At 44.5% G+C, this 23,284-nt stretch carries 22 protein-coding genes; 7 read left to right on the forward strand and 15 right to left on the reverse strand.

Annotated elements, in window-relative coordinates:
- Positions 1–17 precede the first annotated feature (17 nt).
- From hisS to aspS, 4 genes are read left to right on the forward strand one after another with little or no spacing between them, the layout of a single operon-like run.
- Positions 18–1,346 carry a histidine--tRNA ligase gene (hisS, locus tag RBI_RS09980; RefSeq protein ID WP_038672658.1) on the forward strand — a complete coding sequence of 443 codons (1,329 nt, stop codon included), beginning with the start codon at positions 18–20 and terminating at the stop codon, positions 1,344–1,346.
- A gap of 3 nt (positions 1,347–1,349) precedes the next feature.
- Complete coding sequence (locus tag RBI_RS09985; RefSeq protein WP_038672660.1) at positions 1,350–1,664, forward strand: hypothetical protein; 315 nt, start codon at positions 1,350–1,352, stop codon at positions 1,662–1,664.
- Complete coding sequence (locus RBI_RS09990) at positions 1,664–2,182, forward strand: hypothetical protein (protein WP_051706767.1); 519 nt, start codon at positions 1,664–1,666, stop codon at positions 2,180–2,182. Before RBI_RS09985 ends, RBI_RS09990 begins: the two co-directional genes overlap by 1 nt.
- A 56-nt stretch (positions 2,183–2,238) precedes the next feature.
- Positions 2,239–4,002, forward strand: coding sequence for an aspartate--tRNA ligase (aspS, locus tag RBI_RS09995; protein WP_038673483.1), 1,764 nt, complete (start codon positions 2,239–2,241; stop codon positions 4,000–4,002).
- 64 nt (positions 4,003–4,066) lie between these two features.
- Here the strand turns inward: aspS and RBI_RS14830 are convergent, their stop codons facing one another.
- The 5 genes from RBI_RS14830 to RBI_RS10015 form a co-directional block, all read right to left on the reverse strand.
- Positions 4,067–4,279 carry a hypothetical protein gene (locus tag RBI_RS14830; RefSeq protein ID WP_148303599.1) on the reverse strand — a complete coding sequence of 71 codons (213 nt, stop codon included), beginning with the start codon at positions 4,277–4,279 and terminating at the stop codon, positions 4,067–4,069.
- A 137-nt stretch (positions 4,280–4,416) separates the two neighbouring features.
- Positions 4,417–6,189, reverse strand: coding sequence for an ammonium transporter (locus RBI_RS10000; RefSeq protein ID WP_051706769.1), 1,773 nt, complete (start codon positions 6,187–6,189; stop codon positions 4,417–4,419).
- A gap of 175 nt (positions 6,190–6,364) precedes the next feature.
- A complete protein-coding gene (locus RBI_RS10005) occupies positions 6,365–8,446 on the reverse strand; it encodes a glutamine synthetase III family protein (RefSeq protein ID WP_038672662.1) in 2,082 nt (693 codons plus the stop codon).
- A 302-nt stretch (positions 8,447–8,748) separates the two neighbouring features.
- Positions 8,749–9,351, reverse strand: a complete 603-nt coding sequence (locus tag RBI_RS10010) for an HdeD family acid-resistance protein (protein ID WP_051706771.1) — start codon at positions 9,349–9,351, stop codon at positions 8,749–8,751.
- Between the two features lie 243 nt (positions 9,352–9,594).
- Positions 9,595–10,218, reverse strand: a complete 624-nt coding sequence (locus RBI_RS10015; RefSeq protein ID WP_038672664.1) for a V-type ATP synthase subunit D — start codon at positions 10,216–10,218, stop codon at positions 9,595–9,597.
- Positions 10,219–10,501: 283 nt separating this feature from the next.
- Here RBI_RS10015 and RBI_RS10020 point away from each other — a divergent pair, with 283 nt between their 5' ends.
- Positions 10,502–11,692: an IS110 family transposase gene (locus RBI_RS10020; RefSeq protein WP_038670590.1), complete on the forward strand. Its 1,191-nt coding sequence runs from the start codon at positions 10,502–10,504 to the stop codon at positions 11,690–11,692.
- Between the two features lie 361 nt (positions 11,693–12,053).
- Here RBI_RS10020 and RBI_RS10025 read toward each other — a convergent pair whose 3' ends face one another.
- The 8 genes from RBI_RS10025 to RBI_RS10060 all read right to left on the reverse strand — a co-directional run bounded on the left by RBI_RS10025 (position 12,054) and on the right by RBI_RS10060 (position 20,106).
- Positions 12,054–13,457, reverse strand: coding sequence for a V-type ATP synthase subunit B (locus RBI_RS10025; protein ID WP_038672666.1), 1,404 nt, complete (start codon positions 13,455–13,457; stop codon positions 12,054–12,056).
- On the reverse strand, positions 13,454–15,217 hold the full coding sequence (locus RBI_RS10030; RefSeq protein ID WP_038672668.1) for a V-type ATP synthase subunit A: 1,764 nt from the start codon (positions 15,215–15,217) through the stop codon (positions 13,454–13,456). Before RBI_RS10030 ends, RBI_RS10025 begins: the two co-directional genes overlap by 4 nt.
- 13 nt (positions 15,218–15,230) lie before the next feature.
- On the reverse strand, positions 15,231–15,812 hold the full coding sequence (locus RBI_RS10035) for a V-type ATP synthase subunit E (protein WP_038672670.1): 582 nt from the start codon (positions 15,810–15,812) through the stop codon (positions 15,231–15,233).
- A gap of 19 nt (positions 15,813–15,831) precedes the next feature.
- Entirely contained in the window at positions 15,832–16,140 is a 309-nt protein-coding gene (locus RBI_RS10040; protein ID WP_022287029.1) for a V-type ATP synthase subunit F, read from the reverse strand.
- 1 nt (position 16,141) lies between these two features.
- Positions 16,142–16,591: an ATP synthase subunit C gene (locus RBI_RS10045; RefSeq protein WP_038672672.1), complete on the reverse strand. Its 450-nt coding sequence runs from the start codon at positions 16,589–16,591 to the stop codon at positions 16,142–16,144.
- Positions 16,592–16,735: 144 nt separating this feature from the next.
- Positions 16,736–18,682 carry a V-type ATP synthase subunit I gene (locus tag RBI_RS10050; protein WP_038672674.1) on the reverse strand — a complete coding sequence of 649 codons (1,947 nt, stop codon included), beginning with the start codon at positions 18,680–18,682 and terminating at the stop codon, positions 16,736–16,738.
- A 32-nt stretch (positions 18,683–18,714) separates the two neighbouring features.
- Positions 18,715–19,761 (reverse strand): V0D/AC39 family V-type ATPase subunit, encoded by a 1,047-nt coding sequence (locus RBI_RS10055; protein ID WP_038672677.1) that lies wholly within the window; start codon positions 19,759–19,761, stop codon positions 18,715–18,717.
- Positions 19,762–19,794: 33 nt separating this feature from the next.
- A complete protein-coding gene (locus RBI_RS10060; RefSeq protein WP_038672679.1) occupies positions 19,795–20,106 on the reverse strand; it encodes a hypothetical protein in 312 nt (103 codons plus the stop codon).
- Positions 20,107–20,406: 300 nt separating this feature from the next.
- Here RBI_RS10060 and RBI_RS10065 point away from each other — a divergent pair, with 300 nt between their 5' ends.
- Together RBI_RS10065 and RBI_RS10070 are read left to right on the forward strand one after the other, a co-directional pair.
- Positions 20,407–20,853 (forward strand): ACT domain-containing protein, encoded by a 447-nt coding sequence (locus RBI_RS10065; protein WP_022287034.1) that lies wholly within the window; start codon positions 20,407–20,409, stop codon positions 20,851–20,853.
- 52 nt (positions 20,854–20,905) lie between these two features.
- Positions 20,906–22,144, forward strand: a complete 1,239-nt coding sequence (locus RBI_RS10070) for a homoserine dehydrogenase (RefSeq protein WP_038672681.1) — start codon at positions 20,906–20,908, stop codon at positions 22,142–22,144.
- A 45-nt stretch (positions 22,145–22,189) separates the two neighbouring features.
- Here the strand turns inward: RBI_RS10070 and RBI_RS10075 are convergent, their stop codons facing one another.
- Together RBI_RS10075 and RBI_RS10080 are read right to left on the reverse strand one after the other, a co-directional pair.
- The gene (locus RBI_RS10075) at positions 22,190–22,651 is read right to left on the reverse strand and encodes a hypothetical protein (RefSeq protein ID WP_038672683.1); all 462 of its coding nucleotides are present in this window, start codon (positions 22,649–22,651) and stop codon (positions 22,190–22,192) included.
- Between the two features lie 44 nt (positions 22,652–22,695).
- Positions 22,696–23,169: a hypothetical protein gene (locus tag RBI_RS10080; RefSeq protein WP_038672685.1), complete on the reverse strand. Its 474-nt coding sequence runs from the start codon at positions 23,167–23,169 to the stop codon at positions 22,696–22,698.
- Positions 23,170–23,284: the final 115 nt, after the last annotated feature.

Genomic DNA, 23,284 nt, shown 5'->3' on the forward strand with positions numbered 1-23,284 from the left:
GAAAGGATCGTTATTATATGGCATTGATAGTTAAAAAGCCAAAAGGCACAGAGGACATCGTTCCTTCAAAGGTCTATAAGTGGCACACTGTAGAGAAGATAGTTTCCGAAGCTGCCGAAATATACGGCTTCAAAGAAATAAGAGTACCAACTTTTGAGGAAACAGGTCTGTTCGTGCGTTCTGTTGGCGAAACAACAGACGTTGTTCAGAAAGAGATGTATTCAGTTTCCGCAGCAGGCGACTCAAAGTTCACACTCCGCCCGGAGGGAACATCAGGCACAATGAGAGCTGTCCTTGAAAACGGCATTATGAACGAGGGTCTGCCGCAGAAGGTCTATTATATCCTCTCATTTTTCAGACACGAGAATACACAGAAAGGCAGACTCAGAGAGTTCCACCAGTTTGGCTGTGAAATGGTCGGATCTGAAAGCCCAAGAGCAGACGCAGAGGTAATATCTCTTGCAAAAAGCGTTCTTGACAGAGCAGGACTCAGAAACATCAAGCTCAACATCAACTCTATAGGCTGTCCAACCTGCCGTGCAGAGTATCGCAAGGCTCTGAAAGAGTATTTTGCCGCAAGAAAAGACCAGCTTTGCGAGACCTGTCGGGACAGACTTGACAAAAATCCAATGAGAATACTTGATTGTAAAATCAAACACTGTCAGGAGCTTGGCAAGGACGCCCCTGTTATCCTCGATTATCTCTGTGATGATTGCAAAGAACACTTTGAGAAGCTTCAGGAGTACCTCTCCGTAATGGGCATCGACTTTGACATCAACCCTAAGATAGTAAGAGGTCTTGACTACTATACAAGAACAGTTTTCGAGTTCATCACCGATGAGATAGGCGCACAGGGCACAGTCTGCGGTGGCGGACGTTATGACGGACTTATCCAGCAGCTTGGCGGCAAGCCTACCCCTGCCCTCGGCTTCGGTCTGGGACTTGAAAGACTTCTCATGGTAATGGACGCTCAGGGCTGCGACTATATGGAGCCAAAGACCTGCGACCTTTATATCGTACCAATGGGCGAGGACGCCCTTAAAAAGGCAATGGGCATAGCCTCCGAGCTTAGAGAAGAGGGCTGTTTCGTAGAATATGACCTTATAGGCAAAGGACTTAATGCTCAGATGAAGTATGCAAACAAAACAGGCGCAAAGTTCGTTATGGTGCTTGGCGACAACGAGATAGAATCAGGCGTTGCAAAGCTCAAAAACATGGCAACAGGCGAGCAGACAGATATTAAGCTTGACAACACCATTGCCGAGAACTTTTCAAACGCCCTCATGGCGGATATGTTCAAGGATATCGACGCTGATATAGAGAAATTTATCGGAAAGGAGAACTAAGCAATGAGATGTGAACAGTGCGAGAAAATACCTCTGGCAGAAATACACACTCCGCAGGAATATATGCTCTGCATAGGTTCTCTTGCAAGAATGCTGCTGGCAGGGGAAGTTGAAATGACCTATCAGACCTGCCCACTTGATAAGATAATGGATAACGACAACAAGTGGTATGCTGAAAAGCTTTTCCACCAGTTCAGGTGTACAAAATGCGGCACTATCTATGGTATGCTCTGCAACACCCACACAGGCGGACAGATAAAGATAAACGACAAGGTCTTTGACCCTGCTGATTATCCCGATAAAAAGGAAGATAAATAATGCTTGCAATAAGACCCATGACCTATGAGGTAGAGACCTCACTTTCGCCCAAAAGAGTTCTCAGAAAGCTTGACGGCGACCTTATCGAGCATAGACCGACCATAAACATTCTCTCCCAAAGCAAGTTCATGAAAAACCACCGTGACGATACCATTTTTTATGGCTACCGCACAGACGCCGAAAGCTTTCAGATATTCCACCATACCGCTAAAAAGCGTGACGGAGGCTCAACAGGCTTTTATGGCAAGGTAGAAAAGACCCCCAACGGCTCTAGGATATACGGCAAGTTCAGAAAGCCTATCTATGCCTATGTTGTGGACATCATATGGACGGTGATTGTGCTTTTCCTCACCCTTATGCTTGTGGCACTGGAAGAGAAAACAGGCGCAGTATGCTTTGCCGCAATATGGCTCGTGGGATTGTTCCTCATGTTCTGGGACAACAAGAAGAAGTTCGTCAGAGCCTATCTTGACAGCTTCCCGCCTGCCGTCAGCAAAACAGACGAAAGCGACGAATAATTTTTATCAATATAAACCCAAAGAAAAGGAAGTAATGTAAAATGAAACTTGATACAATGAAGGGCTTACGCAGGACCCATTACTGCGGCGAAGTGCCTGAAACAGAGCAGGAAGTCGTTGTATGCGGCTTTGCCGACAGAGTAAGAGATATGGGCAACCTTATCTTCATCAACCTCCGTGACAGAACTGGACTTGTACAGCTTGCATTCAATGATGAAACAGACAGAGCCGTTTTTGAAAAGGCTCAGCTTGTAAAAAGCGAGTATGTCCTCATGGCAAAGGGTATGGTACGTCCTCGTGAGAGCGTAAACGAAAAGCTAAAAACAGGCAAGATAGAAGTTGCCGTAACAGACCTGAGAATTCTCTCAAAGGCTGAAACAACGCCATTTGAGGTAACAAACTCAGATAAGGTAAACGATGAGCTGAAGCTCAAATACCGCTACCTTGACCTTAGAAATCCAAAGCTTCAGAAGAATATCATCACCCGTCATAAGATCGCTCAGATAACAAGAGAGTATTTCTATGACAATGGTTTCCTTGAGATAGAAACCCCTATGATGATGAAGTCCACTCCTGAGGGCGCAAGAGATTACCTCGTTCCTTCAAGGGTTCACGCAGGCAAGTTCTATGCACTTCCACAGTCACCGCAGATATACAAGCAGCTCCTTATGATATCAGGTTATGACAGGTATATCCAGCTTGCGAGATGTTTCCGTGACGAGGACCTGAGAGCTGACAGACAGCCTGAGTTCACACAGATAGACCTTGAGATGTCCTTTGTCGATCAGGAGGATATCCAGGCTTGTATTGAGGGCTATATCGAAAAGCTTTTCAAGGAGATACTCGGTGTAGAGGTAACGCTCCCACTGCCAAGACTGACATTTGCAGACGCTATGAGCCGTTATGGCTCTGACAAGCCTGATACACGTTTCGGCATGGAGATACAGGATATCACAGACGCCGTTAGGGATATCGACTTTGTGGTATTCAAGTCAGCTATCGAGGCAGGCGGCTCAGTTCGTGCAATAAACGTCAAGGGCGGTGCGGCAACATACACAAGAAAAGAGATCGACAAGCTTGTTGAGCACGCAAAGGGCATAGGTGCAAAGGGTCTTGCATATATCCGCTGGGCAGACGAGCCAAACTGCTCATTCAAGAAGTTTCTTGGCGAGGGCGATCTTGAAAAGATAAACGCAGCCGTTGGAGCAGAAAAGGGCGACCTCGTTCTTATCTGTGCAGACAAGAACAAGGTAGTTCTTCCAACTTTGGGCGCACTCAGACTTATCTGCGGAAAGCGTCTTGGCGTTATCCCAGAGGGCAAGTTCAATTTTGTATGGATAACAGAAATGCCTTTCTTTGAGTATGACGACGAGAACGACACATGGGTAGCAGCGCACCACCCATTCACAATGCCAATGGAGGAGTGCCTTGACTATCTTGACACCGACCCTGCAAACGTCCGTGCAAAGGCATGGGATCTTGTCCTCAACGGCACAGAGCTTTCATCAGGCTCAATGAGAATAACAGACTTTGAGCTTCAGCAGAAAATGTTTGAAGCACTGGGCATGACGGACGAAGAGATAGAAGCAAAGTTCGGCTTCCTCGTAGACGCCTATCGTTATGCCGCACCACCGCATGGCGGCATGGGCATAGGACTTGACAGACTTTCCATGATAATCTGCAATGCCGACAGCCTTAGAGATGTAATAGCGTTCCCAAAGGTACAGAACGCCAGCGAGCTTATGAGTGCTTGTCCGTCCACAGTAGACGAGAAGCAGCTTGAAGAGCTTCACATCAAGACCACAGAAATAGAAGAATAATTCGCATTAACGCAAACAGGACAGCTCATGAGGGCTGTCCTGTTTTTGTTTTATTGCACAAATCCTAATGACCGCACAATGTATATGTAGGGGCGAACACCGTTCGCCCCTCGAAGTAACAAGCCACGATGACAACATTGTCCGATAACCGCAAAAACTCTCCACTACATCTTATTCGGGCAAGTTCTTCCGCCGCAAAATCGCTACGCTCGATGCTGACTTTTACTTTGTGCTTGTTCTTTACTCTGGTCGGCTTTGCCCATTCCTCACTCCTCACTCCTCATTCCTCACTTATACTCCCCCTCATAGAAACTTGAAACCCGCAGCCGAATTACTCGACCACGGGTTCCAAGCTATAATTTATAAGTGGGATGGGGGCAATTTTATTGGGTAGTCACCCGTCATCTTTAAGGCTTAATCGTCCTGAAGTGCGTCATAACCCTCTTCATTCGTTCTGATCTTTACTACGTTCTCAATGTTGTATACAAAGATCTTTCCGTCTCCGATATGACCTGTATAAAGGGCTGCCTTTGCAGCATCAATAACTGCTCTTGTTGGTACCTTGCAAATAACGACCTCGACCTTTACCTTTGGCAGCAGATTTGTTTCAACAACTGCACCACGGTAATACTCAGGCTGTCCTTTTTGCATTCCGCAGCCAAGAACGTTCGTTACTGTAACACCTGTTACGTCGATGTCCTCCAAAGCTGTGATAAGATCGTTGAGTTTCTGCTGCTTGCAGATGATAGCGACCTTTGTCATCTTAGGTGTGCCGTCAGCAGACGGTGTGTCTGTTGCATAAGATTCTACCTTGATGGCCTTCTCAACAGGAACTACAGGCTCTGTTGACTTGTCTACCTTTACAACGCTCTTTGCGTCGTCCTTTGTATAGCTGAGCATTGCCTGTGACATTGCTGGTGCGAAGTCAGCGTAAGAAGATACAAGACCATGCTCTGTAACGTCAAGACCAAGGATCTCTTCCTGCTCGGAAGCTCTAAGACCGATCGTGTGCTTGATGATCTGGAATACGATAGTCATTGTGATAGCTACCCAAGCGATAACTGATACCATACCGAGAAGCTGGATACCAAGGAGATGTGCTCCACCGCCTGTGAAGAGTCCCTTTTCACCGCAAGTACCGTCTGAGAAAAGACCCACTGCGATAGTACCCCACATACCGTTGAGCATATGAACTCCACAAGCACCAACTGGGTCATCTATCTTGAGTACCTGATCTATAAACTCTACACCTACAACTACGAGGATACCTGCAACGATACCGATTATAGCTGCTGATACTGGTGAAACTGTGTCGCATGGAGCTGTGATAGCTACCAGACCTGCAAGTGAAGCGTTAAGTGTCATTGAAACATCAGGCTTCTTATACTTGATCCAAGTAAAAATCATTGTTGTGATAGTTGCAACTGCTGCTGCAAGGTTTGTTGTTACGAAAACTTTACCTGCAAGCGGGATAGCGTCGCCTTCCATTGAAGTTGTTGACGCACCATTGAATCCGAACCAGCAGAACCAAAGGATAAAGCAGCCAAGTGCGCCAAGTGTAAGCGAGTGACCTGGGATAGCCTTTGCCTTGCCGTTCTTGTCATACTTACCGATACGAGGGCCAAGGATAGCTGCGCCAACGAATGCTGCAACGCCGCCTGCCATATGAACGCAAGTCGAACCTGCGAAATCATGGAAGCCGAGGTCTGCGAGCCAGCCGCCGCCCCAGATCCAGTGAGCCTCGATAGGATAGACCAGAAGGCTTATAATTGCTGAATAGATACAATAAGAAATGAACTTTGTTCTTTCTGCCATAGCTCCAGAAACGATAGTTGCTGCTGTTGCACAGAAAACTGTCTGGAAGATAAGGAAAGCAAAGAAAGGCACTCCGTCTGGAGCAGCTGAGGCATATGTTGAATCTGCAATTCCCTTGTAAGCTCCGATGAACTTTCCGTCGCCAAACATTATACCGAAACCAAAGAGCCAGAACAGCGGAGTTCCGATACAGAAGTCCATCAGGTTTTTCATGATTATGTTACCTGCGTTTTTCGCACGGGTGAAGCCCGTTTCAACCATTGCGAAGCCTGCCTGCATAAAGAATACAAGTGCAGCTCCCAACAGTACCCATATAGTATTGACGGCACTGAAGCCTGTGCTTTCAGCCAATACTGTTACAGTGTTTGTCATATCTTTTTCCTCCTAAAATACAAAAAAGTGTATGACGACCAAAGCCATTCGGCTCGGTCTGTCATACACTTCATTGTGCATTCTGTATATTATTGTAGCTGTAGGGGAACAAAGTAGTAGATCTGTGGTTAGTTTGTTATAAAGTCCGTGTTATATTGAAAATTTGAATTGTCCCTTACTTAACGTAGAACAGCAGATCGCTGTATGTTGGATAAGGCCAGTAATCCTTGCCTACCAGTGTTTCGATCTTATCAGCCGGAACTCTGAGAGCACCCATATCTGCAAAGATAGTATCGTGGAAGAAGTTTGCCATTTCCTGTGTGTCCTCGATAGAGTGTACTTTCTGTACATCAGCTTCCAGTGTGCCAAGTGCCTTGTACATCTCAGTTACGAGAGCTGAAATTTCCTTAACGGTCTCTTCCTCAAATACAGTTTCAGCACCGCAGCTCTTTGCAAGCTCAGCAGTCTTTGCGATATCCTTGATATACTTAGCTGCAGCAGGAAGGATCTCCTTCTTAGCCATGTCGATCATTGTAAGAGCCTCGATATTGAGCGTCTTGCAATACTCGTCGAGGAGGATCTCAACTCTTGACTGAAGCTCAGCTTCTGTATAGACTCCGTACTTAGAGAATACGTCAACATTCTTTTGTGCAAGGAATGCAGGAACAGCTTCAGGAGTTGACTTAAGGTTAAGAAGTCCTCTCTTTTCAGCTTCAACAGGCCACTCGTCTGAATAACCATTGCCGTTGAAGATGATGTTCTGATTTTCCTTGATAGTTCTCTTGATAAGATCATCAAGAGCGTCCTGGAAGTTGTCAGCCTTTTCAAGCTCGTCAGCAAACTGATCGAGAACGTCAGCAACGATAGTGTTAAGAACTGTGTTAGGACCTGCTACTGAAAGCTTTGAACCAGGCATTCTGAACTCAAACTTATTGCCTGTGAATGCAAATGGTGAAGTTCTGTTACGATCTGTTGTATCCTTAGGGAAGTGTGGCAGAACGTCAACACCGATCTCCATCTCAACTCTCTTGTCCTCATACTTAACGCCGTTTACGATAGCATCGAGAACGCCTGTAAGCTCGTCGCCAAGGAAGATAGAAATAATAGCCGGAGGAGCTTCGTTAGCGCCAAGTCTGTGGTCGTTACCGGCAGAAGCAACTGAAGCTCTCAGGATATCCTGATAATCATTTACAGCCTTGATAACTGCTGTAAGGAACAGAAGGAACTGAGCGTTCTCAGCAGGTGTTTTACCAGGGTCGAGGAGGTTTACACCTGTGTTTGTTGAGATAGACCAGTTATTATGCTTACCGGAACCGTTGATGCCAGCGAATGGCTTCTCATGAAGCAGGCACTTGAAGCCGTGCTTTCTGGCTGTTCTCTTCATGATCTCCATTGTGAGCTGGTTGTGGTCGGTGGCGATATTTGTTGTGCCATAGATAGGAGCGAGCTCGTGCTGAGCAGGCGCAACCTCGTTATGCTTTGTTTTAGCGTAGATACCAAGTTTCCAGAGCTGCTCGTCAAGGTCTTTCATGTAAGCCTGAACTCTTGTCTTGATAGTACCGAAATAGTGATCTTCAAGTTCCTGACCCTTTGGAGCAGGTGCGCCGTAAAGTGATCTGCCTGCAAGGATAAGGTCCTCTCTCTTTGCATACATCTCTCTGTCTACAAGGAAGTATTCCTGCTCAGGACCAACGTTTGCTGTAACTCTTGTTGCGTCTGAGCCGAACATCTTCAAAATTCTGAGAGCTGACTTATTGATAGCTTCCATTGAACGGAGAAGCGGAGTTTTCTTATCAAGTGCTTCGCCATTGTATGAGCAGAAAGCAGTAGGAATACAAAGTGCTTTTTCCTTAATGAATGCGTATGAAGTTGGGTCCCAAGCTGTATAGCCTCTTGCCTCGAATGTTGCTCTCAATCCGCCTGAAGGGAAAGAAGAAGCGTCAGGTTCGCCCTTAACAAGCTCCTTGCCTGAGAACTCCATGATAACGTGACCGTCCTCAGTTGGTGAGATAAAGCTGTCGAGCTTTTCTGCTGTAAGACCTGTCATTGGCTGGAACCAGTGAGTGTAATGTGTGCAGCCCTTTTCAACTGCCCAATCCTTCATTGCATTAGCAACGATGTTTGCAACCTCGATATCAAGTGGATCACCGTTGTCGATAGTCTTCTTCAAAGCCTTATATGTAGCCTTTGGAAGTCTTTCTTTCATCACTGATTCATTGAATACGTCTGAGCCGAAATATTCAGGAACGTTTGCCATATTGAATTCCTCCTATTATAAATTATAGTCTAAGAAAAATAAAAAAAAGACACTGCGAACCTAAGTGGTTCACAGCGCCTTTGCTGTTTACAGTTATGAGTATATACCTTTTGACCTCATTTGTCAAGGCTTTTTTTAATTTTTATAGACTTTTACAAATCGACGCAAAAATATTTGTTGAAACTTGTGAAATCACATCTCATGTCAATAAAATGCACACATTTTTGTAAAGAAATACATCAAACTGCTAAAATAGTGAGAAAAAAAAGTGGGCGACCCTAGGTCGCCCCTACGATAATATCCTAAATATCTATATAATGATCCTTATCAGGTCTGTCTTTGAGCTCTTTTTTCATAAGCTTATTTACCTTTTTGAGCTTTGAGCCTGCGGTAAAACAGCCGAAGATATTTGTCACACCTGAAACGAGCAGAGCGATACCAAGGACTATCATTGCGGTTTCGCCTAAAATAAGAGGGTCAAAGAGGAGAAGTATACCAACGAGAGTGGTAACAGCGGCTGAGATACAGCTTACGTTCCAGCTTTCTACACCTGCACGTCTAAGGTTAAGGGAGTCCTGAATGTTCACGATGCCGCTTATGAGCATATAAAGTCCGCAGACAACGGCAATGACTTTCGGGATAAAATCAGGTCTTATGATAATGAAAATGCCTATGGCGGCGAGGATGATCCCTCTCACAAGGCTTGAAGAATAGCTCTGGTCGTCTCTGCCCATGGCGAAGTATCTTATAAGCTCCACTGCACCGAATGCGGTGAAAAGTCCACCAATAACATAGCCTATGGCGGCGGTGAAGAAATTAGGGTCGATTATGAGCGCAATGCCCAGCACTACGCAGAATATAGACAATATCCAATAGCTTCTGAATACTTTTTTGATATATTCCATTTTTATCTTTCCTTTCATGTTTTTATAATGCTGCAAGCTGGCGACTAGACGTGCGACCTCATGTCGCCCCTACAATTTATTTGTGCAGTACAAGGGTGTTGCATTAATAAATGCACAGCGTGAAATGCCCGTCACGGAGAGTGACCGCCCCCACAATAAACAAAACAACGTTGAAAAGCGGGCTGTCGAGGGCGCCAACCCCTACAATAACATTGCAGAAATTACGCTGCGCCATTACAAATATCATTTTGCCGACTTTAGCTTTGCCGCCTTTATTACTTTCATTCGTGAGAACTCCTCTCTGTCCTTTTCTTCAAGAGAGTCAGTAATGAATTTCACTATGTGTTCATTTCTTGGAATGATTATGTTTTGCAGGGCGTTTGCTCTGCGCTGTGTCTTTTTTATGGCTACGGACAGTCTGTAGATACTGTTTTCCACCTCTGCGAGGACTGCTGTGGTCTGTTTTACCTTTTCAAAGGCAAGATAGGCTCTGTCAAGCTGAGAATCGGTCTGAGAAAAGCCGTATGTGACTTTCAGAGGGCGTTCTTTAAGGGTGACCTTTGGCAGCTCAACGCCCATGACGCTTCTTGTGCTTATCTCAACGCCTGTTTCAACAGGGATACAATTTGCATAAGGTGTAACAAGACCCATGGAGATATTTGCAAGCTGAAGTGCGCTGTAGGCTTCCTTGTAGGTGTCCTCAATGCTTCCTCTAAGCTCCCCTGCTTTGTCAACAAGGCTCATAAGCTCTCTTATAAGGATATTTCTTTTTCTGTCCAGAAGCTCATAGCCCAATGCGGCAAGTTTAAGAGCCTTTTTATAAAGTATAAGATTTCCCTTTGTGGCAAAGACCTGCTGTTCAGCCATTGGTCACACCCTCTTTGGTATGATATTAGCATAGTCCAAACTGCTGACTACAGTGGTGACAGGCTATGCTTATTTTGATATAATAAGAAGGTAATGGACTGACGGTCATCTCCTTAGAACTAAGCGTTCGTAATAGAAAGTGTCAGCCGCCTTCTTGTTATAAAATTCGATTAAGCAGGTTGTACCTGCTGTGTTTACAGCAGCGTTCGCATCACTAACCAAAATGAATTTTAATAAGCTCCTGAGCGGAAACATTACAAAATATCAGAAAGAAGGATTTATCATGATTAGTGTAGGAATTGATGTATCAAAAGGAAAAAGTACTGTTTGCATTATGAAACCTTGCGGCGAAATACTTGAATCACCCTTTGACATTGGTCACACTGCCGATGAACTGGATTCTCTTATTTCTCTCATCAAATCATTCGATGAAGAAACCCGTGTTGTTATGGAAGATACAGGTCACTATCATCTTCCTGTTGCGACCTATTTATCTTCTCACAACATTTTTGTATGCTGTGTAAATGCCTTGCGTATGAAGAAGTTCTGCTCGCAAAGCATAAGACGAGCAAAAACCGATAAAATTGATTCGATTAAAATCGCATCTTTCGGTATTACATACTGGAACGAGCTTGTTAAGGCTTATCCCTCTAATGTTATATACGATGAACTTAAATTTCTTGCACGTCAGTATTATCAGGTTACAGGTATGCTTGTTAAATCAAAGGTGAACTTCTCCAATCTTCTTGACCAAGTTATGCCCAAAATCAATGATGTTCTTTCAAATCAAGGTGAAAATCACAAGCTGACCGAGTTTGTCAGTCGATATATTCATTTTCAGAATATTCTCGATATGGGAGAAATGAAATTTACATCTGATTACTGCAAATGGGCAAAGAAAAAGGGATACCGCTTAAACGAGCGTAAGGCAGCGGAAATCCTTGCCCTTGCTCAAAACGGTATCCCTACGCTTCCTAACTCCCAATCCGTCAAAATTGCCGTTAGTGAAGCCGTCAAGCTGATCCACTCAATAGAGGAATCACGCAATACCATTTTAGCACAAATGCAGGATCTTTGCAACACCTTGCCTGAATATTCTGTTGTCAAGGAAATGGATTGTATCGGAGATACACTTGCTCCACGTATCATTGCTGAAATTGGCGATGTACGCAGATTCAAAAACAAGCACTCTCTCATTGCCTATGCAGGCATTGACGCTCCGCCTTATCAGTCGGGTGCATTCCACGCTTCTGAGCGTCATATATCCAAGCGTGGAAACAGTTATCTGCGAAAAACAGGCTACGAGATCATGCAGTCCTTAATCAAACACAAACCTGCCGACAATGCTGTCTATGACTTTATTCAGAAGAAACGCAGCGAAGGGAAATGCGGCAAAGAAGCAATGATTGCGGGGCTTAACAAATTCCTTCGAGTTTACTACGGCAAGGTTATGGAGTTTTACTCCGAACATTAATTGTAGTCTCAGGTACATACTCATCGGGCGTTTGAATACTTCCTTCAAACGTCAGCTTTGCTATATCGTTTTTTCCTTTGCTTCTTTTCTCAACTTTGTTCATTTTGCCTATTGATTTTTCTTAGCAGGTTTCTATTATATCACTGTATATAAATAAAGTCCAGTAGGGGCGAACATTGTTCGCCCGATTTTTTCTTTGTGAGCCGTTTTATTCAGCATTGGAATAGTGATGTTGCAAATAATTTCAAAATCGCAAACAACAATATTGTGAGTGACGGCAATATCATAAATAACCGCAATATTGTGGAATAACGGGCGAACAATGTTCGCCCCTACATAATTATTTGTGCGGCACTGAATTTTAGTCCTCTGCAAAAAGTGCCTTAGCTTTTTCGGCACTGTAATAATGCTCCAGATGTTCTTCGTCAACACGGTCAAGCTCTGATTTCGGCAGGGTGGAGAGCAAGCTCCAGCCTAGGTCGAGAGTTTCGTCTATGGAACGGTTCACGTCAAAGCCTTGGTCGATAAAATGCTTCTCAAAAAGCGTACCGAATTTCAGATAGGCTTTATCGGTATCGGAAAGCTCCTCCTCACCGATAACGGAGGCAAGGCTTCTTGCGTCCTGCACCTTTGCATAGGCTGCAAAAAGCTGGTTTGACACCATTTGGTGGTCTTCCCTTGTATAGCCCTCGCCTATGCCGTCTTTCATAAGTCTTGAAAGGCTCGGCAGGATAGAAACAGCAGGATAAACGCCTGTTTGGTCGAGGTTTCTGTCAAGAACAATCTGCCCCTCGGTTATATAGCCTGTAAGGTCAGGGACAGGGTGGGTGATATCGTCATTCGGCATGGTGAGTATCGGTATCTGCGTAACAGAGCCTTTTGCACCCTTTACAATGCCTGCTCTTTCATAGATAGAGGCAAGGTCGGAATAGAGATAGCCCGGATAGCCTTTTCTTCCCGGTATCTCCCCCTTTGATGAGGAGAACTCTCGCAAGGCTTCGGCATAGGAAGTCATATCTGTGAGGATAACGAGAATGTGCATATCGTGCTCAAAGGCAAGATATTCGGCACAAGTGAGGGCGCATCTTGGGGTGAGGATACGCTCTATGATAGGGTCGTTGGAGAGGTTTAAAAACATTGCAACTCTCTGCAAAACGCCTGTTTCCTCGAAACAGCGTTTGAAATAATCTGCAACGTCGTTTTTTACGCCCATTGCTCCGAAAACTATTGCGAAATCCTGCCCGTTTTCGTCGGCAATTTTCGCTTGCCTTACTATCTGCACGGCGAGCTTATTATGAGAAAGTCCCGAACCTGAGAAGATAGGGAGTTTCTGACCTCTTATAAGGGTAGTAAGGGCGTCTATGGAGGATATTCCTGTGTTTATATAGTTTCGAGGATATGTTCTTGAAACAGGGTTAAGGGGCGAGCCGTTTATGTCACGGTACTTTTCGGGGAAGATCTCTCCCAGACCGTCGATAGGCTTGCCTGCTCCGCTGAATATCCTGCCCAGCATTTCGGTAGACAATGCAAGCTCCATAGGCTTGCCCTGAAAGCTTGTGGTGGTATTAACAAGGGAAAGTCCTTTTGTTCCCTCGAAAACCTGCAAAACGGCTCTGTCTTTTTCCACCTCTACAACTCTTGCAAGGCGGCGTGTGCCGTCATCAAGTTTTATTTCTGCCATTTCGTCATAGGAAATGCCGCTTACATGGTCAAGTGCAACGAGCGGTCCGTTTATTTCGCTAAGACCGATATATTTTACGTTCACGCTCCTGCACCTCCTGTCAAAGCCTCCATATCGGCTTTCATATTCTTTTCGTATTCATCAAAAAGCTCTATTTTATCGTTCGGTATATCATACTTGACTTTGATAAGCTTTTCTATCCAGCCGCAGCCTATTATTTTATCAACGTTCACGCCCTGTGAAAGTGCTTTCTTTGCAAGGACATAGAAATCTGTGATAAGCTTCATCATGCGGTACTGCTTATCAAGGGGGACGTAGGTATCGTCCTTATGATAGGCGTTTTGCTGTAAAAAGCCTACTCTTACGGCTCTTGCGGTTTCGATAAGAAGCTTTTGATCGTCAGGGAGGACGTCTGTACCCATGAGCTTAACTATCTCCATAAGGGTATTTTCCTCAACGAGGATATTTGATATCTCCTGTCTGACTTTCATGAAGTTCTCATTGACGTTTTTATTATAATAATCTGCAAGGTCTTCTGTATACTCGGAATAGCTTGTGTTCCAGTTTATTGCAGGATAATGTCTTGCATAGGCGAGGGATTTATCAAGTGCCCAGAAGCAACGTACAAACCGCTTTGTGTTCTGTGTGACAGGCTCGGAAAAGTCAGAGCCTTGGGGCGAAACTGCTCCGATTATAGTAACAGAGCCTTCCTTGCCGCCCAGAGTTTCAACATAGCCTGCACGCTCATAGAACTCAGAAATTCGTGACGGCAGATAGGCAGGGAAACCTTCCTCGGCAGGCATTTCTTCAAGTCTGCCTGATATCTCACGGAGAGCTTCTGCCCAACGTGAAGTAGAGTCTGCCATAATTGCGATATGATAACCCATATCACGGTAATACTCGGCAAGGGTTATGCCCGTATAGATAGAGGCTTCACGGGCGGCGACAGGCATATTTGAAGTGTTTGCGATAAGCACTGTTCTGTCGGTAAGCGGTCTTTGTGTTTTCGGGTCGATAAGCTCTGAGAACTCCTCAAGCACCTGCGTCATTTCGTTTCCACGCTCGCCGCAGCCTATATAGACGATTATATCTGCGTCACACCATTTTGCAAGCTGGTGCTGGGTCATGGTCTTGCCTGTGCCGAAGCCCCCAGGGATAGCGGCTGTTCCGCCCTTTGCAACAGGCAGAATAGTATCAACGATACGCTGACCTGTTACCAACGGCTTTGTAATAGGCAGGCGGTTTTTGCATGGTCTTGATGTTCTGATAGGCCATTTCTGGCAGAGGGTAAGCTCCTCTACTGCTCCGTTAGGGGCTTTTATTTTTGCCACAACGTCATTTATTGTATAGTCACCGTTTTCGGCAGTCCATATGACCTCTCCGCCTTTTGACAGAGGGGAAAGCATACACTTATGTGTGATAAGTGGCGTTTCGGGGCAGGTGCAATAAATATCCCCTGCGGAAAGCTTATCCCCTGTTTTCACTGTCATTGTAACGGGATACTTTTTCTCTGTATCAAGCGAGCTTACGTCTGCACCGTCAGTGATAAATGCGCCTGAGACTTCTTCAAGCTTCTTGAGAGGTCTTTCGATGCCGTCAAAGATGTTATTTATTATACCGGGGCCGAGGGTGGCTGACATCGGTGCGCCTGTTGAGGTAACAGGCTCGCCGGGCATAAGCCCTGTTGTTCCCTCATAGACCTGAATGGTGGTAAAATCGGACTGCACTCTTATGACCTCGCCGATAAGACGCTTTTTGCCCACATAGACCATTTCCTGCATGGCAAAGCTTTTCGTATCTGCAACCTTTACTACAGGTCCGTTTACCGAATATATTTTATCCATAAAAAACTCCTTATTACCCAAGCACAAGCTCGGCTTTTTCAGTAAAGGCTGAACGCTGCTCCTCAAATGCTGAATCAAAGGTATAATCAAGTGCTATACCCATATCCTCATAGACCATGAGCATACCGCCAAGCTCTATGGAATCTCGGCTTTTTACTTCAAAGTCTGCAAGGTCAGAGGCGTATTTCATATCCTCAGGTGAGAGGTAGATAACGCCCTTATGCTCGGGATAGGTCTGTTTGCATTTTTCGGCTTTTTCTTTTAGCCAAGACTTATAATCTCTGCTTGCTTTGAAAGTCGCAAGCCTGCTTTTTACGTTGTCAAAAACGCTGTCTATAAGCTTTTCTCTATGGCAAAGCACGTTTCTTTTAGCTTCAAGCTGTTTTGAAGATATTTCCCTTACGGCTCTTGCCTCCTCGGTCTTATCTGTGGCGGCTTTTTTTGAGTCTGCGAGGCTTTGTGCTTCTATTTTCGCCTGAGCAAGCTCGTTTTCACGCTGTTTATCAGCGGATTCGGTTATGAGCTTTGCCTGCTTTTCAGCGTCCTCAAAGACAGCCTGCTTGAAGCGTTCAAGTTTTATCGTCTGATTTTCCATTACTAAACTCCTATCAAAATCACAGCTTTATTCCCACTGCTTCTGCGAGATAGTGGGAAATGGTATCAGATATCTTTGATGTGGCATGGCGGTCGGGTATTTCAACTATGAGGGGCGTTTCTCTTGTGAGCTTATAGTCATAGACCTTTTCTCTGCACTGCTTGACTGCAAGCTCTGTCATAAGCACAACGCCCACGTCCTTCATTTCCATAGCCTTATCAAGTGCGTTTGACACCTCCTCGGAGGTATGCACCACAACGCCCTCGATACCTGAAAGTCTCATGCCCATTTGGGTATCTATATTATCGCTGATAAGATAAAATCTCATGTTAAATGCCCAATGCAGTGCCTACGTTTGAGATTATAAGGATAGCGATAAGAAGTCCATAGAGGGCGATACCTTCGCCAAGAACAACGAAGATAAGAGCCTTTACAAAGTTCTTAGGGTCTTCGGAGGTCGCACCGATAGCGGCTGGAGCGCCTGCGGCAACGGCTATGCCTGAACCTACGCAGGAAAGTCCAACGGCAAGGGCTGCTGCAAGGTAGCCAAGGCCTGCGCCTGTTGAAAGGGCGGCCTTAACGCCCTCCTCGCTTGCGGCTGAAACAAAATTACCTACAGGAACGATAAGAGCGCAGAGCATTATGCCGGCAAATGTACAGAGATTACCGATAAAAGCTCCCTTAGGGGACTTTCCGTTCTTTATTTTCTTTGCGGTGAAAATGAATGGTACACAAAGAAGTGCGACTGCTATAAGTGGGAGCAGGAAATAGATAAGCATAGTTGATTCCTCCAAAAAATTATTTTTACTTTAGATTTTACGAATTACATTGTACGGGTATGGATAATGGTCGGGGTAAAATGCCCATCACGGCGAGTGACTGAACGAAGTTCGCCCCTACAAAACAATACCACAAATTTGATATCATTCTGTTTGTGCGGTGAATTTTACGCCAACAGGCTCGAATGGTTTTCCGCCGCCCTCATAGAAACGGGAGAATATCTCATAAAACTCAAGTCTGATTATCTGAATAGCAACTATCATGCCCTCCATTACCATTACAAACAGGTTGCCAAGCACAAGCACGAATGGCTGTGCGGCGGCGGAACACATTTCCATAAGGGTCATTACCACTAGCATCATGCCTGCGTGGGAGAGGACAAATCCGCCCACACGGAGAAATGACATAGTATTTGAAACATAGCTCAGCAGGAACTCGAACATTTCAAAGAAATTTTCAACGATAAAGTTGCCCACGGTCATTTTTTCCTCGTCCTCGGACAATCGCCACTGTTTATACTTCACGGCGATAGAGAAAGGTGTTCGGCAGAATATGCACACAAGCGGTATTACTATAAGGAAGATTATGAACGGAGTGGACATGACTTTTACATCGAACATGAGCGTTCCCACAAGTCCTGCCGCAACGGAGCTATAGAACACAAGTCCTGCAATGCCGTTACAGCCGAAAATGGCTTTTTCGTAATCCTTATTTTTAAAGCCGATATAGATATTGAGTATCATTGAGATAACGATAAGTGCAACGCCTATGGCAACGGCAGTTATGAGGATAAAGTTCGTTTGCTTGAAAACCTTTAGGGGCAGGAAGTCAAGTCCTATATTCTCAAACACAGGGTCTAAAAGCTCTTCATAACCGAAGAACGAGCCATAGAGAGTACCGAATATCATGCTTGATATGCCAAGACGTGTGACAAGACCGCTTATTTTTGCTCCTAGCTTTTTCTTTAAGGCAAGTCCGCCAAGGACGATAAGAAGTCCTTGACCCAAGTCGCCGAACATTATGCCGAAAAGCAGAGTATAGGTTATTGCCACGAAGGCTGTCGGGTTATAGCCTTTATACTCAGGCAGACCATACATTTCCACAAGCATTGTGAAAGGTCGGGTCAAAAAGTTGTTTTTAAGCACTGTAGGCGGCTCACATGAGGCGTCTGCGTCAGGTGGGAGATAGACCACTGACACTGAACGCATATCCTCGAAAAGCTTATCAAAGCGGTCTTTTTCCTTTTCGGGGATAAAGCCTTTAAGATAAAACTTATCGTTTAGTGCGGCGGCATTTCGCCGCAGGTCAAAGGTATCGTGTATAAATCTCAGCTTTGAAAAAGCCTTTTGCAGTTCAGGCTCTGCTTTTGCAGCAAGCTCGTTTATCTGCTCGTTTATCTTTGCGTTCTCCACTGTATCTGCATCTATAGTTTGTTTTAGCTTTCCCAAGGCTTCGTCTGCGTCGCCTGATACATAGGACGGTATCCGTATCCTTTCAAAATACATTGAGTGGAAGATATCATCAACACGCTGTTTATCACGTTCAGGGACGAAATACATTCCCCAGCAGAAGCTTTTTCCCGTTTCAAAGGGGACAAAGAAGAAATTCTCGTCATAATAGTCAAGCTTCGGCAGGTTATCCACAGGCAGCTTTCCGATACGGACGGAAACATACTTCATTGAGAAAAGCTGCTGAAAGTCGCTGTGCATACCTTTCAGGTGGTCTATTTGTCTGACCGCCCCTCCAAGCTCTGAGATACGCTGAGTAAGCTCCAGCCGCTTTGTATTAAGCTCGCTGAAAGGGGTATTATACTTTTCAAACAGGGAGTTAAAATCCTGCGGAGCTGACAGGTCACAGTCAGTAAAATCAGTTTCCTTTAGAGTTATACCAAGCTGTGCGGAAAGCTGGGCAAGCTCTTTCAGAGGTCGGTCATACTCGTTTTTCTCGCTGAGGGGCTTCATTGCGCTGTCGGGAGAATTGCCCGCAGGCTCGATATGAAAACAGCCGCTTTCACAGCACCTTTTCAGGGTGGCATCAAGCTCGTCCATAAGACCTGCTATATTCACAAGGGACATTTTTTCTATAGCCAATCACATTATCTCCTTTCCTGAGAATTTACCGCTCAGGCGGTGATGATAAGATCCTTTTCAACTGCCGAGGGATCGGCATTATATCTTATCGCTTCGATTATATGCACGATGTTCAAGGCTTCCGTACTGCACAGTTTCATAAAGGCATAGAGGGAAACTGGTGCGGCGGTGCTTTGGGCTAGGATATGAGAAAGATAGCAAAACTGTGAACTTCGGACTATGCTTTCGATATATTCAGAGGTCTGTTTGCAACCCTTTGAATACTTTGATCTTTTCACCCATTCGAGCATATCCTCAGGGCTTTCAAGCTCATAATACTTATCAAGTCTTTTAGCTGAGCCTGTGCCTGTTTTTATTCTTATCTGCCGTTTTTTTATCTCCTCGGAGGAGTAGCCAAAAAAGGCTTTCATACGGTAGGCGTTTATTATGTTAAGGCAATCTATCTCTCGGCTTATCATTTCTGAGAGCTGTTTGCTCTGCATTTCGGAAAAATCATGCTTTGCGGTATTTAAAAGCTCGGTATAATAGGCTGTTCTCAGCCTTAGCTCGCACTCGGTATAATCCGCTGAGCCGTCCTCCAAAGGCGGTATTTTCACCAGTATCTTATAATACGGTGTATTTCTTAGTATTTTAAGAAGCTGTTCATAGTTCTCGGCTCGGCTCATTTCAAGAAGGCTCACCTTTGAATGTTTTATGACATAGCCGGGAAGATCGTTAAGGTAAGAATTATCAAGCCCTGAATTTATATTGTTTATCATGGACAGAATACATTCTATCTCCTTGCTTTTTATAAGGAAGTCATAAAAAGGCAGTTTATCAAGCTCCTGAAATCTGCACAGGCGCATATAGGTATTGAAATTCTCTCTTTGGAGAAGCGCCTCCACAAAACCTCTATGGACGGTATTAGGGTCAACGTCACGGAAAGCGTCTTTATATCTGGCTGAATGTGCAAGATAGTCTGCGGCTTCGGGGACTGTTCTTCGCATGAGCATTTCATGATAGTTCTCTTTAGTAAACATTCTGCCGTGGATATATTTTATTTTCGCCACTGTTCCGTTGGCAGACCAACTGTCAAGCATATTTTTCAGCCCCTTTCACGGAGAATTTTTGCTCTACTTCGGAGAGATGATATTATCAAATATCTCCTTCTCCCACTGAGTATGTTTTTCTTCAAATATTTTATCGAGAACCGTTGTTTTCTCGTTCTGTGCGGAAGTTATCTTTTCGCTTTCGGTATTTATACGCTCTGTGACCTCTTTGGCTTTCTGCGTTTTATAGGCCTCGGCTTCTTTCAGGGCGTTTTCTTTCAGCTCCTGCGCTTCTTTCACTGTGCGCTCCAGCAGTTCGCCGCTTTCCATATCTGCTTTTTCAAGCTTGCCTGCAGCGGCTTTATCTGTTTGCAGTATTTCTGCTATCATATCCATATTATTCTCCCCTTTCAGGCAGGATAGTTTCATAACATTAATTGTACACCTTTTTGTCTTAAATAGCAAGTTTGAAGGGGTACAAAGCCATACTTTTTATATATTTTGCACTATCTATATGACTTTTCTTTGGACAAATTGCTCTATGTGTAATGATTTTAGTCAGAATACACATTTTATTTTACCCTGAATTTGAAAAATTAGTTGAATATCTGCGGTCATGTCACTTGACAAAAGGGGACAAAAGTGGTAAACTTGTATTTATCACGCACACATCTGTACTTTGGAGGTGGACTAAAATTGGAGAACGGGCAAAACAAACTTGTTATCGTAAGCTCTGAGGTGCTTCCTGACATTGTGCTAAAGGTGCTTGCCGCAAAGCGCATGAGGGCAAGGGGCGAAGTTTCCACTTCATCGGAAGCCTGCCGCAAGGTTGGGATATCAAGGAGCGCATACTACAAATACAAGGACTCCGTATTCAATTATGAAGAACAGCTCACAAACAACATCGTTTCGGTATACTGCATACTGAGAGATGAAAAGGGAGTGCTTTCCTCCATTATATCACGGCTTTACGAGCTGAACACGAATATTCTGACCATAAACCAGAATATCCCTATCGACTCGGTGGCGACGGTGACATTCTCGGTAAGATTTGAGCATGACGCACTTAGCACAAATGTGCTGACAGAGGAGCTTTCTAAAGTTCACGGCGTTGTGGAAGTCAAGATAATATCGGGAGAGTAAGGGTAAAATAAGATTTTAACAATATATAATTTATTAGGAATGAGGATTTTTTATGTGTAAAGTAGCAGTTATCGGTTATGGCGTTGTAGGCTCTGGTACGGTAGAGCTTTTTATGAAAAACCGTGAATCTATCTCAAAAAAGGTCGGCAAGGAATGTGACATCAAGTACATTCTTGATCTGAGGGATTTCCCTGATTCTCCATTTGCAGACAAAATGATAAAGGACTTCAACATCATTCTCAATGATGCCGAGGTAGAAGTAGTAGCCGAGGTAGTAGGCGGAACGACTTTCGCTTATGACTACACAAAGAAGCTTCTTGAACACGGCAAGAGCGTTGTTACATCAAACAAGGCGCTAGTTGCGGAAAAGGGTGCAGAGCTTCTTAAAATAGCAAGGGAACACAACTGCAACTATCTGTTCGAGGCAAGCGTTGGCGGCGGTATACCTATCATCAGACCGCTTAACAAGTGTCTGGCAGGAAACGAGATACTTCAGATATCAGGTATTCTCAACGGCACAACAAACTTCATTCTTACAAAGATGATAAAAGAGCAGATGTCATTTGACGATGCTCTTAAAATGGCTCAGAAGCTTGGTTACGCTGAGGCTGACCCTACGGCTGACGTTGAGGGCGAGGACGCTTGCAGAAAGATCTGTATACTTGGCTCACTTGCATACGGCAAGCACATTTATCCTGAAATGGTACACTGCTCAGGCATAACAAAGATCACACTTGATGATGTTGAATATGCGGCAAATGCAGGATATGTTATAAAGCTTATAGGTTCTGTAAAGAAGCTCGATGACGGCAGAGTGAATGCTATCGTTTGTCCTAGACTTGTGCCAAAGTCAAATCTTCTTGCGTCTGTTGACGATGTATACAATGCTATCAGCGTAACAGGCGACGGTGTTGGCGACGTTATGTTCTACGGACAGGGCGCAGGCAAGCTTCCTACAGCTTCTGCGGTAGTAGGCGACATTATCGATTGTCTGAAGCATCATCACAGAGTGCTTGCTCTTACATGGGAAGATTGTGATGACAAGAACTTTGTTGCACCATACAAGGACATGGACGTTTCAATGTATGTTCGCATAAAGGCTGAAAATGCTGAGGCTCTCAAGTCTTCTATTTCTGAGATGTTCGGAAAGCTCATGTATATAGAGCGTTCGGGCAGGACAGAGAACGAGCTTGCGTTTATCACGCCGAACATGAAAGAGGCTGACATTGACGCTAACCTGACTATCCTTTCACACTCCGCTGAGATCGCAAGCAAGATAAGGATATACTGATGAAAAACAAGAAGCGGCGGATCAAAACTCCGCCGCTTTACATATTTAATCACGATCATTTAGTTTGAGATATGCTATCCAAACAGTGCCGTTCTCATTAATAGACATCAGAGCAAAAGGCTTGCCGTCCAAAGGTTCATTCTGATCATAATAGACCTTTGCATTATCACGAAGAATGGTGACCCTAAAATTCTCTGTTAAGCCACTGCAATCACTGCATTGTGTTGTTTTTCCAACATACTTATAGTCTTTTAACTCGGCTGTATCAAAGATCAGTCTGTCTTCAGGATTGACCGCAGGGATATACAGATCGCCCTCATAATACATATACAATGGACACATATCAGCTCCCCTGACCTCTGTTGTTTCCTCTGTGCTCTCCTCAGTTACAACACTCGCTGTTTTAACATATTCGGAGTCTATTCCGCTGTCATTTTTGCTTTTTGAACACGAGCAAAGACATACTGCCAGAAATGCCAGAATAATAACTGCTGTTTTCTTTTTCATAATAAGTCCCCCTCAAAGAAATCAATTGCGTTTATTACAGTATGTTATTCACTGAGCAAATTCATATAATAGAGGGTGGTTTGTCCGTTTTCTTCAAAGGCAATTATAAACGGGTCGCTGTCATCTGCTTTGTCAGGGTCATGGTAGACCTTGGCGTTATCAGGCAGTGAAGTCACATCAAAGTCTGACTTCATATCACCGATGTTAAAAAATTCGTGGGTGTTTCCTACGAACTCATAGCCGTTCAGCCTTTCGGTCATCTTATCGTCTGTTGACATAAGAGTTTCTTCGGCTTTGTAAAGTGAGGTATATGTTTTGCCCTCATAGTACATATACGGCGGCGGAGTGTCTGCCACAAGCTCTGAGGTGGTTGGGGTGGTGGTCGTTGTTGAAACTGTTGTCACCGCTGTTGTTTCGGTCGGTTTTTCGGACGAGTTGTTCTGTTCTTCGTTTTTACTGCATGAACAAAATGCACAGAGACACAATGCACACAGAGCGATAATTATTTTTCTATTCATTTGCTCGCCCCCCTTTCTTTAACTAAAGGATAGCATAACATTGACTAATTGTCAATTGATGTAAAATACAATTTTAACTGCGCTTATTCGTACATTTTTACATATAAAGGAGTTT

It is taken from the genome of Ruminococcus bicirculans (ex Wegman et al. 2014) (assembly GCF_000723465.1).
Taxonomy (GTDB): domain Bacteria; phylum Bacillota; class Clostridia; order Oscillospirales; family Ruminococcaceae; genus Hominimerdicola; species Hominimerdicola aceti.

What these genes read in the sequence shown, in the direction of transcription:
- hisS (WP_038672658.1), top strand. Translation starts at nt 18, where the DNA reads ATGGCATTGATAGTTAAAAAGCCAAAAGGCACAGAGGACATCGTTCCT.
- RBI_RS09985 (WP_038672660.1), top strand. Translation starts at nt 1,350, where the DNA reads ATGAGATGTGAACAGTGCGAGAAAATACCTCTGGCAGAAATACACACT.
- RBI_RS09990 (WP_051706767.1), top strand. Translation starts at nt 1,664, where the DNA reads ATGCTTGCAATAAGACCCATGACCTATGAGGTAGAGACCTCACTTTCG.
- aspS (WP_038673483.1), top strand. Translation starts at nt 2,239, where the DNA reads ATGAAGGGCTTACGCAGGACCCATTACTGCGGCGAAGTGCCTGAAACA.
- RBI_RS10000 (WP_051706769.1), bottom strand. Translation starts at nt 6,189, where the DNA reads ATGACAAACACTGTAACAGTATTGGCTGAAAGCACAGGCTTCAGTGCC.
- RBI_RS10005 (WP_038672662.1), bottom strand. Translation starts at nt 8,446, where the DNA reads ATGGCAAACGTTCCTGAATATTTCGGCTCAGACGTATTCAATGAATCA.
- RBI_RS10010 (WP_051706771.1), bottom strand. Translation starts at nt 9,351, where the DNA reads ATGGAATATATCAAAAAAGTATTCAGAAGCTATTGGATATTGTCTATA.
- RBI_RS10015 (WP_038672664.1), bottom strand. Translation starts at nt 10,218, where the DNA reads ATGGCTGAACAGCAGGTCTTTGCCACAAAGGGAAATCTTATACTTTAT.
- RBI_RS10020 (WP_038670590.1), top strand. Translation starts at nt 10,502, where the DNA reads ATGATTAGTGTAGGAATTGATGTATCAAAAGGAAAAAGTACTGTTTGC.
- RBI_RS10030 (WP_038672668.1), bottom strand. Translation starts at nt 15,217, where the DNA reads ATGGATAAAATATATTCGGTAAACGGACCTGTAGTAAAGGTTGCAGAT.
- RBI_RS10035 (WP_038672670.1), bottom strand. Translation starts at nt 15,812, where the DNA reads ATGGAAAATCAGACGATAAAACTTGAACGCTTCAAGCAGGCTGTCTTT.
- RBI_RS10040 (WP_022287029.1), bottom strand. Translation starts at nt 16,140, where the DNA reads ATGAGATTTTATCTTATCAGCGATAATATAGATACCCAAATGGGCATG.
- RBI_RS10045 (WP_038672672.1), bottom strand. Translation starts at nt 16,591, where the DNA reads ATGCTTATCTATTTCCTGCTCCCACTTATAGCAGTCGCACTTCTTTGT.
- RBI_RS10055 (WP_038672677.1), bottom strand. Translation starts at nt 19,761, where the DNA reads ATGCTTGACAGTTGGTCTGCCAACGGAACAGTGGCGAAAATAAAATAT.
- RBI_RS10060 (WP_038672679.1), bottom strand. Translation starts at nt 20,106, where the DNA reads ATGGATATGATAGCAGAAATACTGCAAACAGATAAAGCCGCTGCAGGC.
- RBI_RS10070 (WP_038672681.1), top strand. Translation starts at nt 20,906, where the DNA reads ATGTGTAAAGTAGCAGTTATCGGTTATGGCGTTGTAGGCTCTGGTACG.
- RBI_RS10075 (WP_038672683.1), bottom strand. Translation starts at nt 22,651, where the DNA reads ATGAAAAAGAAAACAGCAGTTATTATTCTGGCATTTCTGGCAGTATGT.
- RBI_RS10080 (WP_038672685.1), bottom strand. Translation starts at nt 23,169, where the DNA reads ATGAATAGAAAAATAATTATCGCTCTGTGTGCATTGTGTCTCTGTGCA.